The following is a 13,741-nucleotide window of genomic DNA, read 5'->3' as shown; positions in this document are numbered from 1 at the left end:
GTGGCGGCATCGGGGTCAAGGTCGGCCTTGTTGATGACCACCAGGTCGGCCAGCTCCATCACGCCTTTCTTGATGGCTTGCAAGTCGTCACCGGCGTTGGGCAACTGCATCAGCACGAACATGTCGGTCATGTTGGCCACCGCCGTCTCGCTTTGGCCCACGCCCACGGTTTCGACAATCACCACGTCATAACCAGCGGCTTCGCAGACCAGCATGGCTTCACGGGTTTTTTCGGCCACACCGCCCAGCGTGCCGCTGCTGGGGCTCGGGCGGATATAGGCTTTTTCGTGCACCGACAGCAGTTCCATGCGCGTCTTGTCACCCAGGATGGAACCGCCCGACACGGTGCTGGACGGGTCAATCGTCAACACCGCGACACGGTGACCCTGACCAATCAGGTACAGGCCCAGCGCCTCGATGAAGGTGGATTTGCCCACGCCCGGCACGCCGCTGATGCCCAGCCGGAACGACTGGCCGGTGTGCGGCAACAGGTTTGTGAGCAGCTCGTCGGCCTGCAAGCGGTGGTCAGGGCGGGTGGATTCGAGCAAGGTGATGGCCTTGGCCATGGCACGGCGCTGCATTGGCGCTGTGCCATGCAAAATGCCATCAAGCAACAAGGGAGCGGCGAGGTTCATGAAGTTAAAGAATCTCAAACGCCCGCCCATCGGGCAGCCGGTAACGCGAAAAGTCACGCACATCGAGCGTCAGGATACGGCTGACACCGGTCTCATGTGCCACCCAGTACAAGGTGGCATCGGCCAAGTCCATCTCGGATCGTGTGTCGGTGTAGCGCATCATCCAGTCGGTCATGTCCGCCAGGTCTTCGGTATCAAATGGAAACACTTGCACGCAGCCTGAACCGATCCAGCGCAACAGTCCAAATCGCTCACGCGCGCCCAAAAGATGCGATGCTTCAGTTACACAAGGCCATGTGGTGTGCAAACGCATGGGCAGCTCTGGCTGGCTCAATATTCGATGAAAGCGTTCATGGAACGGGTCTGAGGTGTCAAACAGCGCGATCATGGGCCCCGCATCAAGCAGCGCAACAATCACGCCGCGTCTCCCAGCGTCGGGGCCTGCCGTGCTTTTAAAAACTCGGCGTAATCCGCTTGCTCTTGTGCATGTTTGGCGCGCAATTTGTCATGTAATGCCTGTTTGCGGGGGCTGCTCTCCACCACCTCGGGGCCAGTCGTGTCGGACCCGATCTGGTAGCTGGCCATCTCTTGCATCACCTTCAGGTACATCTCGCTGGGGTCGTTACGACCCAGCGCACGCTCGACCGCTTCGACGATGAATTGGGATTTGGTAATACCGCGACGCTTGGCAGCTTGCGCCATTTCTTTTTCAAGCAATGGATCCATGCGAACAGAAACAGCCATGATGCACTCCTTTTGAATACGGTATTACAGTATAACAAGTAGCATCTCAGTGGCTCAAGGCCTTTTTGATTTGCGCCAGCACGTCCCTGGCACTCACCGGGATCGGTGTGCCGGGGCCGTAGATGCCCTTGACACCGGCCTGGTACAAAAAGTCGTAGTCCTGCCGCGGCACCACACCGCCGACAAACACGATGATGTCGTCAGCTCCCTGCTTCCTGAGCTCGGCAATGATGGCCGGCACCAGCGTCTTGTGGCCGGCGGCCAGCGTGCTCACACCCACGGCATGCACGTCGTTTTCAATCGCCTGGCGCGCGCATTCTTCGGGTGTCTGGAACAGCGGGCCCATGTCGACGTCGAAGCCAAGGTCGGCAAAGGCTGTGGCCACCACCTTGGCGCCCCGGTCGTGGCCGTCCTGGCCCAGCTTGCTGATCATCACGCGCGGGCGCCGGCCTTGCGCGGTGGCAAATTCTTCAATTTCCGCCTTGAGTGCATTCCAGTAGTCCATGGTGTCTCCGGCCGTGGTGTCGGTGTCAAAAGCCGCGGCATAAACGCCGGTCACTTTTTGCGTGTCGGCGCGGTGGCGGCCAAAGGATTTCTCCATGGCATCGCTGATTTCACCCACCGTGGCGCGGGCCCGCACCGCCTTGATCGACAGGTCCAGCAGGTTGCCGTTGCCGCTGGCGGCGGCTTCCTCGATCGCTTGCAGCGCCTGCTGCACCCGGGCTGCATCGCGCTGTTGCTTGATGGCGTTGAGGCGGGCGATTTGCGAGTCGCGCACGGCCACGTTGTCAATGTCGCGGGCGTCAATGGCGTCCTCGGTCTTGAGCTTGTACTTGTTGACACCCACGATCACGTCCTTGCCGCTGTCGATGCGCGCCTGTTTCTCAGCCGCTGCGGCTTCGATCTTGAGCTTGGCCCAGCCCGAATCCACGGCTTTGGTCATGCCGCCCATGGCTTCGACTTCCTCGATGATGGCCCAGGCCGCATCGGCCATGTCCTGCGTCAGCTTTTCCATCATGTAGCTGCCGGCCCAGGGGTCGATCACGTTGGTGATGTGGGTTTCTTCCTGGATGATGAGCTGGGTATTGCGCGCGATGCGGCTGGAGAACTCGGTCGGCAGGGCGATGGCCTCGTCAAACGAATTGGTGTGCAGGCTCTGCGTGCCGCCAAACACCGCGGCCATGGCTTCGATCGTGGTGCGCACCACGTTGTTGTAGGGGTCCTGCTCGGTCAGGCTCCAGCCGCTGGTCTGGCAGTGTGTGCGCAGCATCAGGCTCTTGGGCGACTTGGCGTTGAAGCCCTTCATGATGCGGCACCACAGCAGGCGCGCCGCGCGCATCTTGGCCACTTCGAGGTAGAAGTTCATGCCAATCGCCCAGAAAAAGCTCAAACGGCCGGCAAAACCATCGACGTCCATGCCCTTGGCGATGGCGGTCTTGACGTATTCCTTGCCGTCGGCCAGCGTGAAGGCCAGTTCCAGCGCCTGGTTGGCACCGGCCTCCTGCATGTGGTAACCCGAGATGCTGATTGAGTTGAATTTCGGCATGTGCTTGGCCGTGTACTCGATGATGTCGCCGATGATTTTCATCGACGGCTCGGGCGGGTAGATGTAGGTGTTGCGCACCATGAACTCTTTCAGAATGTCGTTCTGAATCGTGCCACTGAGCTTGTCCTGGCTCACACCCTGCTCTTCGGCCGCCACCACATAACCCGCCAGCACCGGCAGCACGGCGCCGTTCATGGTCATCGAGACACTCACTTTGTCGAGCGGAATTTGGTCGAACAGGATCTTCATGTCTTCGACACTGTCGATTGCCACACCGGCCTTGCCGACGTCGCCGGTCACACGCGGATGGTCCGAGTCATAGCCACGGTGCGTGGCCAGATCGAACGCGACCGACACACCCTGGCCGCCGGCCGCCAGCGCCTTGCGGTAAAACGCGTTGGATTCTTCGGCGGTGGAAAACCCGGCGTACTGGCGAATGGTCCAGGGCCGCACCGCATACATGGTGGCCTGCGGGCCGCGCAGGTAGGGCTCGAACCCCGGCAACGTGTTGGCGTAAGGCAGGTTTTTCGTGTCCTCGGCGGTGTACAAAGGCTTGACGGAAATGCCATCGGGTGTCAGCCAATTGAGCGCATCCACATCACCACCCGGCGCGGATTTGGCGGCGGCTTTGGCCCAGGCGTCCAGACTGGCAGGCTGAAATTCAGGATTGGTGTGTGTCATGGTGGCAAACAGTTAAGGGATAAATCGCAACGCACGCCACTGTGACAGCGGCGCACATTTTGAGCAAGCAAGTTTACATTATTTATAATTATTGATGCAAAAAATTCCATCCAGCTTACAATTTGCCCCATGTCAGCACTTTCATTAGCCCCACGCGCTCTTTACGAAGAAGTTGCCGAATTATTGCGTCAGCGCATCTTTAACCATGAGCTGGAGCCCGGCAGCTGGATCGACGAGCTCAAGATTGCCCAGGACTACGGCATCAGCCGCACCCCCATGCGCGAAGCGCTCAAGGTGCTGGCCACCGAAGGCCTGGTGACCATGAAGGTGCGCCGCGGCGCCTATGTCACCGAAGTTTCCGACCGCGACCTGGCCGATGTCTACCACCTGCTGAGTCTGCTGGAGTCCGATGCGGCGGGGGTGGTGGCACAAAGAGCCACCGATGCCCAGCTGGCTGAGCTACAGGCGCTGCACCAGGAACTGGAAAACGCGGTCCAACCTGAACAAGTGAACCGTCAGCGTTTTTTTGAAATCAACGAGCGTTTTCACATGCATCTGCTGGAGATTGCCGACAACCGCTGGCGCAACCAGATGGTGGCGGATCTGCGCAAGGTCATGAAACTCAACCGCCACAACTCGCTGCTCAAGACCGGTCGCATCCAGGAATCCCTGGACGAACACCGCGCCATCATGGCGGCGCTGGCAGCACGCAACCCGCAGTTGTGCACCCGGCGCATGCAGGAACATTTTGCCAATGGCCTGGAAGCCGCCAACTGATTAAGCCTTGATAGCCATGCACGAACCCTTCATGCAGCAGGCGCTGGCGCTGGCCGCGCAAAGCCTGCTGCTCACGTCCCCCAATCCCCGCGTGGGCTGCGTCATCACCAGCCCCGACGGTCAGGTGCTGGGCCAGGGCTTCACCCAGCGCGCCGGCGAGGCCCATGCCGAAGTGATGGCGCTGCGCGATGCGCAAGCCCGTGATCACAGCGTGGTGGGTGCCACGGCTTATGTCACGCTGGAGCCCTGCTCGCACCAGGGCCGCACCGGGCCTTGTTGCGATGCGCTGGCGGCTGCCGGCATCAAAAAAGTGGTCGCCGCCATCAACGATCCCAATCCGCGCGTTGCCGGCCAGGGCCTGGCGCGTTTGCGGGCGGCAGGCATTGAAGTCGACATCGGCCACGGCGGCGCCGAATCGCGCGAACTCAACATCGGTTTTTTCAGCCGCATGGTGCGCCAAACCCCCTGGGTGCGCATGAAGCTGGCAGCCTCGCTCGACGGCAAAACCGCGCTCGACAACGGCGTCAGCCAGTGGATCACCTCGGCCCCGGCCCGCAGCGACGGCCACGCCTGGCGCGCGCGCGCCTGCGCCGTGCTGACCGGCATTGGCACGGTGCTGGCCGACAACCCCAAGCTTGACGTGCGACTGATCGAGACGCCCCGCCAACCTGCCCTGGTGGTGGTCGACAGCCGTCTGGAGACCCCGCTGGACGCCGCGCTTTTTATCCCGGAGCGCGCGCTCTACATCTACGCCGCCGTGCCGGACGAGGCCAGGCAAGCCGCGCTGCAAGCGCGCGGCGCCACCGTGGTGCTGCTGCCCGGCCCCAACGACAAGGTCGATCTGGCCGCCATGCTGCGCGACCTGGCGCGCCGCGAGATCAACGAGTTGCATGTGGAAGCCGGTGAAAAGCTCAACGGCTCGCTGGTTCGCGAGGGGCTGGTGGACGAATTTCTGGTTTATCTGGCCCCCAAACTGATCGGCCAGGGGCGCGGCATGGCACACTTTGGTCCGCTGCAGGATCTGGCGCAAGCTTTGCCACTGGAATTCAAGTCCACGGCCATGCTGGGGCCGGACCTGCGTGTGGTCGCCCGCGTCAGCGGTCGAGACATTTTTTAATTGGATCAACATGTTTACAGGCATCATCACCGGCATCGGCCGCATCAGCAACGTGCAACCCCTGGGCGCAACTGCCAGCCACGGCAAGCGCCTGACCATCACCTGCCCTCCCGGCTACCTCGACGACGTGGCCTTGGGCGACAGCATTGCCCACAACGGCGCCTGCATGACCGTGACAACGCTCAATGCGGCACAAAACCAGTTCACCATCGACATTTCGGCCGAGTCGCTCGACAAGACCGCGGGGCTGGACCAGTTGGGCACCATCAATCTGGAAAAGGCCCTGCGCGCCCATGACCGGTTGGGCGGCCACATGGTTGCGGGTCACGTCGATGGCATTGGCCGGGTCACCTATTTCGCCGAAATCGGTGAAAGCTGGCAATTGCGCGTGATGGCACCGCCTGCGCTGGCCAAATACCTGGCCTACAAAGGCTCGATCACCGTCAACGGCGTGAGCCTGACCGTGAACCAGATCCAAGACAGCGCCCAAGGCTGCGAGATGTCCATCAACCTGATCCCGCACACGGTGCAAAACACCGCGTTGGGCGCGCTCAAGGCCGGCTCACGCGTGAACCTGGAGATTGACCTGATCGCGCGTTATGTGGAGCGCATGCTGGGCAAGTGAAATAGCGCCCGGACACGGCACAACGGCAGTGACCCCACTTGCCGGGACGAGCTATCCGGCGCCTGGGCGTGATCGGTCATTGAAAAAGTGCACACCATTGCGGCCCGCGGCTTTGGCCCGGTACATGGCCATATCGGCCTGCTTCAACAGGTCTTCGGGCAATGCCCTGGCATCCACCAGCAATGCCACACCAATGCTGACCGACAAGCTCCAGGTCACTTCTGGCAAAACAAACGGCCGTGCCATGGCTTGCAAAATCTTGTTGGCCACCGCTTGCACCCCGGCATGCACCAGATCGGCATCGTCGCTCAACTGCGCCAAGACCACCACAAACTCATCACCCCCCAGGCGCGCGACGGTATCGACCTCGCGCACACAGGCCTTCAGGCGCTGCGCCACCTGGATCAACAACTCATCCCCCTGGTCATGGCCATGGCTGTCGTTGAGCAATTTGAACCGGTCCAGATCCAGAAACAGCACCGCCGCGATCTGGTTGTTGCGCGCCCGCACCGCGCTCAATTGCTGCAAGCGGTCCAGCAGCAGGCGGCGGTTGGGCAGTTGCGTCAACGGGTCAAAAAACGCCAGTTTGCGAATGTCTTCCTCGAACTGCTTGCGCAAGCTGATGTCGGTATGCACCGACACATAGTGCGTGACCTGGCCCTGGGTATCTTTCACCGCGGTGATTGACAACCAATCCGGGTACACATCGCCGTTTTTACGCCGGTTCCAGAGCTCTCCCTCCCAGTGGCCGGTCTGCGTCAGGCTGTGCCACATGGCCTGGTAAAACGCCGGGTCATGGCGACCGGACATGAGCATGTTGCTGGACTGGCCCACCGCTTCTTCAAAGCTGTACCCGGTCAAGGCCACAAAGGCCTGATTCACCCGCAAAATGCGCAAATCTGCCGAACTGACCACCATGGCGGCACTGGACTCAAACGCCACCGCCGCCACCCGTTGCGCTTCTTCGGCCTGTTTGCGCTCGGTGATGTCAAAAATAGCCCCATGAAATACCACACTGCCATCATCACGCTTTTGCGGCACGGCGCGGCCACCGCGCCAGCTCACGCTGCCATCGGGCAATTTCAATCGATATTCCGTTTGCCAGGGTGTCAGCTGGGTCACGGCCTGCTGGATCGACAGCTTGATCCTGGCGACATCGTCGGGATGTTGCCAGGCAAAAACCAGCGATGCATCACGCTGCACCTGTTCCAGTGTCAAGCCATAAAAATCCAGGAAATACTTGGACAAATACGAAAAGTGCATGCGCCCGTCGGCATCCACCTCAAACTGAAACAACTCGACCGGCACCTGATCGGTGAGATTTTGCAACAAAGCCTGACTTTGCTGCACGGCCAGTTCGAGCCGTTTTTGTTCGCTGCGATCAACAACGGTACCCGTCATGCGCAACACCCGTCCTGCCGCATCACGCGCAACCACCTGCCCGCGCACCATCAAGTGCACCCAATGCCCATCCTTGTGGCGCAGCCGGTGCTCCAGCAGCAAACGCGGCACCTCACCCTTCAGCACTGGCCGCAAGCGCTCGACCAGCATCGGCCGGTCGTCCGGGTGCAGGAGCTCGACAAACAGATCGTTGTCGAGTCGCTGCTCGCCTGGCAGAAAGCCCAGCATGGCCCTCGAACGCTCATCCACCTCTATCTGGCCGGTGACCAAATCCCAGGACCACAGCGCCAGGCCACCACTGTCAAGCGCCAGGGTCATCTGTTTATGACTTTGCGCCAATTGCTGGTGTTGCTGCTGAATGAGGGACCGGTTCCACGAAAAAATGACAGCAAAACCCAGCAGCATCAGGCTACCCAGGTTCGCCAGCTGCCAGTCCAGCCGGTTCGTCCGCTGGGCCACCTCCTGGTACTCCTGTTTGCTCAAAGCCACCGACACATAGAGCGGGAAACCTGGCACCTGTCTGAAGTGGTACAAGCGCGGCACGCTATCTGCGGCCATGTCCGAATCAAAAAAACCTTCCCCCGGCGCTTGCGGCAAGACCTCCTGTGCCGCCCCCGCTGACAGTTTGTCGCGCTGCGCCCAGACCCTGCCGTCACGCCCCAGCAGCATCGCATTGCCTTGTTGTCTCAAGTCCAGACTGGCGTAAAAACCGGAAAAATAATCGGCATCCAGCGACACCACCGCCACGCCGGCAAAACTGCCATCTGGCCGACTGATGCGCCGGGTGAGTTGAATCGTCCATTTGTTGGAGATCCGCCCCAGCATCGGTTGCGAAACAAACAGCTCATCGCTGGCGCGCGCCACATGCACCTTGAAGTGCTCCCGGTCGGCCAGGTTGACCGCCGGTGTCTGTGGCAAGTTGCTCAAGCGAAAAATGCCTTGGGCATCGATGATGGCCACGTGGTGCAATAAATCCACATCCACCGCACCTTGACGCACCAGGGCAGGCAGGTCGAGCGCCATGCCATCGCGCAGGTAGAGTGCGCGCACAATTTGCAGCGTCTGGTCAGCCGCATGCAGGGTGTGGCTGGCATGCTGCTGGCTCAGGTACGACAGGTTGGCCAGTTCACGCCGGGCGCTGCGCTCAGCTTCCTTCAAATTGGATTGCGTGACCTGGCGCGTCAGCAACAACAACGCCAACACGGCGACCAAAGCCAGGCTCCATGCCACCAGATACGGCAATCGAATTTTCCAGCGTTGAGTCAACGACGTTTCCTTGTAATAAACAGTATCCCTTGTGGGCAGAGTTTAAGCTTTCTGTGTTTGGCGCAATTTGACAAATTGACCCTGACGACACGCATGAACACAACAAAGCGGCCCGGAAGGGCCGCTTTGCTTTGTCGAGGGTTGTGCAGGCGCCCTACTTGCGGGGTTCGCCCTGCTCGTTGACAGTGATGGTGTTTCCGGGCGGCGCAGTCATTTGAGTGCGGTGTTCCTGACCCCGAAAGTTGTAGCTGACATCCCAATACTGGGCCTGGGCCCGGTTCGGAATGCTTTCGCAACGCTGGACGTCCTGGGTAGCCGCCTGCTGAGCACTGTCGTTGCGGCCAATGTTGGCGCCTATCGCGGCCCCTGCAATCACGCCACCAGCGGTGGCAATATCCTTGCCGCTTCCGCCGCCAACCTGGTGACCGAGAATGCCACCAATAAGGGCACCTGCAATCGCACCGGGAATGTTGGCGTTGCCTTGCGTCTGGGCGACCTGCCCGGGTTCGACCCAGCAGCGCTGCTCAGGGGTTCCGACCACCGCACGCACGGACGTCACATTGGCCTCGTAGAGCCGCTCATTGTTGCGCCGACGGTAGTCAGGTGCCGCAACAGGCGCGGGCGCATAACGATTGTCATCATTGCGCTCGTCCCGGCTCACGGCTCGCACCGACGAGACGCGGTCATTCAAGCCCATCGCCGCCATCGAAGGATACTGGCCAGGCTGCAAAACGACGCATCGACCGCTGTAACGGACGTTGTCACAAAGCTCCCAGGGGCTGCCCATCACCACCACCGAAGAAGCACGGTCATTGAAGTTATTTTGCACAAAGTTATCGATCGACTGAACCGTGGTGAACGACCGACCGGCAAAACCGTCATGCTCGTAAAAGGTGACCTGTCCTGACGCCTTGGCAGGCAAGTAACGCTCTTCAGCGGCGCTCGCATCCCTGTTCGCGATCCGCACCGACGACACACGGTCATTCAAACCCATCGCCCTCATTGAAGGGTACTGGCCCGGACGCAAAACGACACATCGGCCCCTGAACTGATTGTTGTCACAAAGCTCCCAAGGAGCGCCCACCACCACCACCGAGGAGGCACGGTCATTGAACTGATTGCGTGCGAAGTTTCTGACCATATCGTCCGTGGCAAACGACCGGCCGGTAAAACCCTCATTCTCGTAAAAGGTGATCTGTGGCGTCACCGGGTCGGGGGCATTGTTGCGCGCAGCCCGCACCGACGAGACGCGGTCATTCAGGCCCATCGCCCTCAATGACGGATATTGACCAGGTTGCAAAACCGCACAACGACCACCGAACTGGTTATCTTCGCAAACCTCCCAGCTTTCCCGGGTCACCACGGCCGAGGAGGCGCTGTCATTGAAACCGTAACGCTGGAAGTTGTTGATCTGGTTGTCGGTCGTGAACGATCGGCCTTGAAAGCTCTCCCGTTCAAAAAAGGTGACCTCTGCCATCGCCTGGCTGGCGACCGCAACAACCGTCAGCGTCAATGCGTTTTTTAAATATGCATTCATGGGTAGATTCTCCAGAAAGTTGTAAGCATGTGCCAAACCGCAGCTGGCATGTCCTGCCACCATGGAATTCAAGTGGCACAAGCTGGACTATGACGACGACTTCAGACCACGTCTGTGCGATGGCACACAGTTTGCAATACAGCAAGATTGTGTGAATTGATAGCGCAACAGCATCATTTTTTCTATGTCTGCAAGCGCACAGATGGATTGGCATACATCGCCTTAAGCTTCAATAAGCGGTAGTTATTACCGCCTTGTTTGACACAACGTGAAACCATCCGGAGTAAAAAATGTCTAAATTTCCCTATTCCATCCTGACTGCGTCACTCATGCTGACGTTTGCCAACATGGCGACCGCCCAGGCCACCGTCGATGCCGACGCAGCCAAAGCCCTGTTCAAGGACAACGACTGCACCAAGTGCCACGCGGTTGACAAAACCAAAAAAGGCCCTTCCCTGAAAAAAATCGCCGCCAGTCAGAAAACCGATGGTCAGGAAAAGATCATCAAAAACATGACGACCGGTCCCAAAATTCAGTTCGAGGACGGCTCCGAGGAAAAACACAAGATCATCAACACCAAGGACCCCAAGGAGTTGAAAAATCTGGCGGACTGGATTCTGTCGCAATAGAACCGAACCGGGTTGCGGGCAAGGCTGCCCGGCGGCAAAACGGCCGTCCTATCTGCTACGCTCCAAGGCATGCCAAATCAAGCCACTGCCACAGCCATGCCCCCTGCTGTGATCGTGCTGCTGTTGTCGCTTTTGCTCGGCCTGCAGCCCGTCACCACCGACCTGTATTTACCCGCGCTGCCGGTGCTGACCGCCGGCTTCGCTGCGCCCATGCAGCAGGCGCAATTGACGCTGACGGCGCTGCTGCTGGCATTTGGTGTGTCGCAACTGGTATGGGGGCCGCTGTCCGACCGCTTTGGCAGGCGGCCCATTTTGCTGATCGGCCTGAGCGCTTACGTGCTGGCCGCCATTGGCAGCACGCTGGCGCCCAGCATGACCGCCCTGATTGCCTGGCGCACCGTGCAAGGTGCCGCCATGGGTGCGGCGGTGATGTGCGCACGCGCCATCGTGCGTGACCTGTACGCGCCGGTGCAGGGCGCGCGGGTCATGAGCAAGGGCTTGAGCGGCCTGGGCGTGATTGCCTTTTTAAGTGCCCCCAGCGGTGGCCTGCTGACCGAGGTCTTCAACTGGCGCATTGCCCTGTTGGCGCTGGCCATCTTTGGTGCCGCCAGTCTGGCCATGATCGCCTGGCGTTTTGAGGAAACCCTGCAGCGCAAGAACCCCCAGGCCTTGCAGCCCGCCACCTTGCTGAAAACCTGGCAAAGTATTTTTCGCCATCCTTCCTTTTTGGCATTTTCAGCCCTCTCCGCAGCTTCTTACGGTGGTCTGTTCACCCTTTTGGCGACTTCGTCGTTTGTCTTCATGAATGTGCTGGGTCTGAGCAAGACGCAGTACGGCGCACTGATGGCGCTGAACTCGCTGGGCTACATTGCGGGTACCTTCTTGTGTCGTTACAGCTTGGCGCGCCTTGGCGTGCGCCGCACGCTCAAATGGGCGGGCGGGCTGTCGCTCGCAGGTGGCACCCTGATGGCTGTGCTCAGCCTGGCCGGCGTGCAAAACGTGTGGGCCATCATGGGGCCGCAAATGCTGTTTGTGATCGGCCACGGCATCCACCAGCCCTGCGGCCAAAGCGGTTCGGTGGGGCCGTTCCCGCACGCGGCCGGTGCCGCCTCGGCCATGAACGGTTTCTTGATGATGCTGGCCGCCTTTGCCATGGGCAGTTGGCTCGGCGGTCACATGGACGGCACCGTGCTGCCGCTCACGCTGGGCGTGTGGTTCTGGAGCGGTTTGATCGCGCTGACCGCCTGGACGCTGGTGCAGAAACATGGGGAACCCAAATAATGGGGGTCAGATTCCAATTAAATTCCGACCTGCCCCGCTATCTGGCGCTGGCCGGCCCGACCGCTTCGGGCAAAACGGCAGCCGCGCTGGCCGTGGCACAAACCTGGCCGGTGGAAATCATCAGTGTTGATTCGGCGCTGGTTTACCGCGGCATGGACATTGGCACCGCCAAACCCACGGCGGCCGAGCTGGCCGCCGTGCCGCACCACCTGATCAACATCCGCGACCCGCTGCAGGCCTACAGCGCCGCCGAGTTCGTGGCCGATGCACGGCAGTTAATTGCCGACATCACGGCGCGTGGCAAGCTGCCGCTGCTGGTGGGCGGCACCATGCTGTATTTCAAGGCGCTGCGCGACGGGCTCGACGACATGCCGCGCGCCGACCCGGCCATTCGCGCCGACATCGAGGCGCGGGCGGCGCGGGTCGGCTGGCCCGCCCTGCACGCCGAACTGGCGCAAGTGGACCCGGTCACTGCCGCCAGGCTGGCCCCGGCCGACTCGCAACGCATCTCCAGGGCGCTGGAGGTGTACCGCATCTCGGGGCAGCCGCTGTCGTCATTTCAGACCAGGCAATCTGGCCAGAACGATGCGCCCATGCATGACCCGGACAGCCTGCTGATCTCGCTGGAGCCGCAAGACCGGGCCTGGCTGCACCAGCGCATTGCCCAGCGCTTCGATGCCATGCTCGCTGCCGGTTTTCTGGACGAGGTCAGGGCCTTGCGTGCACGCGGCGATCTGCACCCTGATTTGCCGTCCATGCGCTGCGTCGGCTACCGCCAGGCGTGGGAATATCTGGACGGCCTGTGGCCCATGGGCGAGCTGCGCGACAAGGGCATTTTTGCCACGCGCCAGCTCGCCAAGCGACAGATCACCTGGTTGCGCGCCATGCCCGAGCGGCGCGTGGTCGCCTGCGATGCGCCGGATGCGCTGGCGCAGGTGCTGGCCTTGGCGGCTGATTTTTTAAATAGACTCACGCTGGAAGAAAAACTCAAGCGTTTCGACCCAAGCGTTCATGGTGGTGAGATCGCCCCCAATCAAACCTGAGTCCTCATCGCTTCCTGCGCGGCCTTGGCCAGAAAGCCCGAGCGCGTCATGTGGTGTGAACTAGCCCAGGTGTCAATCTGCTGCACCAAGTTAGAAGGCAGGCTCACATTCAGGCGCACTGGCTTGGTGTCAATACGGGCCAAATCCACATCAGCCAACAGCCACACGCCGCCGCTGTATTGCGGATCTGATGCCAGCACCTCAAGCGCGGAGGGTGGTGGCACGGCCTCGGGTTCGCCGTAAAAATGCGCCTGCACCGCTTCTTGAATAGCTGCAGGCAAGTCATCCCATGCATCAGCCGCGGCAAAGCAACCCGCAAAATCTGGAAACGTCACACCGTGGGCATGTTTGTCATCGCCTACGTGCACATAAACCGGGTAAAGCATTTCAACTCCTTCAAAGGCCTCACAGGCCTGCTTGTTTCAAGATACTGCGCACCGTAGCAAGCGGCAGGTCTTT

The 13,741-nt window shown here is 60.5% G+C and carries 13 protein-coding genes; 6 read left to right on the top strand and 7 right to left on the bottom strand.

Annotated elements, in window-relative coordinates:
• The 4 genes from meaB to scpA all read right to left on the bottom strand — a co-directional run.
• A partial coding sequence (gene meaB, locus NDI87_RS12465; protein WP_296275590.1) for a methylmalonyl Co-A mutase-associated GTPase MeaB occupies positions 1–635 on the bottom strand: 635 nt, incomplete at its 3' end.
• A 4-nt stretch (positions 636–639) separates the two neighbouring features.
• Complete coding sequence (locus tag NDI87_RS12460) at positions 640–1,053, bottom strand: PIN domain-containing protein (protein ID WP_296275589.1); 414 nt, start codon at positions 1,051–1,053, stop codon at positions 640–642.
• Positions 1,050–1,379, bottom strand: coding sequence for a CopG family transcriptional regulator (locus NDI87_RS12455; protein WP_296275588.1), 330 nt, complete (start codon positions 1,377–1,379; stop codon positions 1,050–1,052). The genes NDI87_RS12460 and NDI87_RS12455 overlap by 4 nt, the downstream gene beginning before the upstream one ends.
• Before the next feature lie 46 nt (positions 1,380–1,425).
• A complete protein-coding gene (scpA, locus tag NDI87_RS12450) occupies positions 1,426–3,606 on the bottom strand; it encodes a methylmalonyl-CoA mutase (protein WP_296275587.1) in 2,181 nt (726 codons plus the stop codon).
• Positions 3,607–3,735: 129 nt separating this feature from the next.
• On the opposite strand from scpA, the gene NDI87_RS12445 reads away from it, so the two are divergent.
• Genes NDI87_RS12445 through NDI87_RS12435 form a run of 3 tightly spaced genes read left to right on the top strand, consistent with a single transcriptional unit; the run spans position 3,736 to position 6,125 of the window.
• On the top strand, positions 3,736–4,383 hold the full coding sequence (locus NDI87_RS12445) for a GntR family transcriptional regulator (RefSeq protein WP_296275586.1): 648 nt from the start codon (positions 3,736–3,738) through the stop codon (positions 4,381–4,383).
• Positions 4,384–4,399: 16 nt separating this feature from the next.
• Positions 4,400–5,500 carry a bifunctional diaminohydroxyphosphoribosylaminopyrimidine deaminase/5-amino-6-(5-phosphoribosylamino)uracil reductase RibD gene (ribD, locus tag NDI87_RS12440; RefSeq protein ID WP_296275585.1) on the top strand — a complete coding sequence of 367 codons (1,101 nt, stop codon included), beginning with the start codon at positions 4,400–4,402 and terminating at the stop codon, positions 5,498–5,500.
• Positions 5,501–5,510: 10 nt separating this feature from the next.
• Complete coding sequence (locus tag NDI87_RS12435) at positions 5,511–6,125, top strand: riboflavin synthase (RefSeq protein WP_296275584.1); 615 nt, start codon at positions 5,511–5,513, stop codon at positions 6,123–6,125.
• 51 nt (positions 6,126–6,176) lie between these two features.
• On the opposite strand, the gene NDI87_RS12430 is transcribed toward NDI87_RS12435, so the two are convergent.
• Both NDI87_RS12430 and NDI87_RS12425 read right to left on the bottom strand, forming a co-directional pair.
• The gene (locus NDI87_RS12430; RefSeq protein WP_296275583.1) at positions 6,177–8,792 is read right to left on the bottom strand and encodes a diguanylate cyclase; all 2,616 of its coding nucleotides are present in this window, start codon (positions 8,790–8,792) and stop codon (positions 6,177–6,179) included.
• Between the two features lie 154 nt (positions 8,793–8,946).
• Positions 8,947–10,329 (bottom strand): beta/gamma crystallin-related protein, encoded by a 1,383-nt coding sequence (locus NDI87_RS12425; protein WP_296275582.1) that lies wholly within the window; start codon positions 10,327–10,329, stop codon positions 8,947–8,949.
• 290 nt (positions 10,330–10,619) lie between these two features.
• On the opposite strand from NDI87_RS12425, the gene NDI87_RS12420 reads away from it, so the two are divergent.
• The 3 genes from NDI87_RS12420 (at position 10,620) to miaA (ending at position 13,282) form a co-directional block, all read left to right on the top strand.
• Entirely contained in the window at positions 10,620–10,958 is a 339-nt protein-coding gene (locus NDI87_RS12420; protein ID WP_296275581.1) for a c-type cytochrome, read from the top strand.
• Positions 10,959–11,027: 69 nt separating this feature from the next.
• Positions 11,028–12,239 carry a multidrug effflux MFS transporter gene (locus tag NDI87_RS12415; protein ID WP_296275580.1) on the top strand — a complete coding sequence of 404 codons (1,212 nt, stop codon included), beginning with the start codon at positions 11,028–11,030 and terminating at the stop codon, positions 12,237–12,239.
• A complete protein-coding gene (gene miaA, locus NDI87_RS12410) occupies positions 12,239–13,282 on the top strand; it encodes a tRNA (adenosine(37)-N6)-dimethylallyltransferase MiaA (protein ID WP_296275579.1) in 1,044 nt (347 codons plus the stop codon). The genes NDI87_RS12415 and miaA overlap by 1 nt, the downstream gene beginning before the upstream one ends.
• Here the strand turns inward: miaA and NDI87_RS12405 are convergent.
• Positions 13,273–13,668, bottom strand: coding sequence for a type II toxin-antitoxin system HicB family antitoxin (locus NDI87_RS12405; RefSeq protein WP_296275578.1), 396 nt, complete (start codon positions 13,666–13,668; stop codon positions 13,273–13,275). The genes miaA and NDI87_RS12405 overlap by 10 nt on opposite strands.
• Positions 13,669–13,741: the final 73 nt, after the last annotated feature.

The organism is Rhodoferax sp., from assembly GCF_023701345.1.
Taxonomy (GTDB): domain Bacteria; phylum Pseudomonadota; class Gammaproteobacteria; order Burkholderiales; family Burkholderiaceae_C; genus Rhodoferax.
This window is presented reverse-complemented; position numbering and strand designations above follow the sequence as displayed.

What these genes read in the sequence shown, in the direction of transcription:
- NDI87_RS12455 (WP_296275588.1), bottom strand. Translation starts at nt 1,379, where the DNA reads ATGGCTGTTTCTGTTCGCATGGATCCATTGCTTGAAAAAGAAATGGCG.
- scpA (WP_296275587.1), bottom strand. Translation starts at nt 3,606, where the DNA reads ATGACACACACCAATCCTGAATTTCAGCCTGCCAGTCTGGACGCCTGG.
- NDI87_RS12445 (WP_296275586.1), top strand. Translation starts at nt 3,736, where the DNA reads ATGTCAGCACTTTCATTAGCCCCACGCGCTCTTTACGAAGAAGTTGCC.
- ribD (WP_296275585.1), top strand. Translation starts at nt 4,400, where the DNA reads ATGCACGAACCCTTCATGCAGCAGGCGCTGGCGCTGGCCGCGCAAAGC.
- NDI87_RS12435 (WP_296275584.1), top strand. Translation starts at nt 5,511, where the DNA reads ATGTTTACAGGCATCATCACCGGCATCGGCCGCATCAGCAACGTGCAA.
- NDI87_RS12425 (WP_296275582.1), bottom strand. Translation starts at nt 10,329, where the DNA reads ATGAATGCATATTTAAAAAACGCATTGACGCTGACGGTTGTTGCGGTC.
- NDI87_RS12420 (WP_296275581.1), top strand. Translation starts at nt 10,620, where the DNA reads ATGTCTAAATTTCCCTATTCCATCCTGACTGCGTCACTCATGCTGACG.
- NDI87_RS12415 (WP_296275580.1), top strand. Translation starts at nt 11,028, where the DNA reads ATGCCAAATCAAGCCACTGCCACAGCCATGCCCCCTGCTGTGATCGTG.
- miaA (WP_296275579.1), top strand. Translation starts at nt 12,239, where the DNA reads ATGGGGGTCAGATTCCAATTAAATTCCGACCTGCCCCGCTATCTGGCG.
- NDI87_RS12405 (WP_296275578.1), bottom strand. Translation starts at nt 13,668, where the DNA reads ATGCTTTACCCGGTTTATGTGCACGTAGGCGATGACAAACATGCCCAC.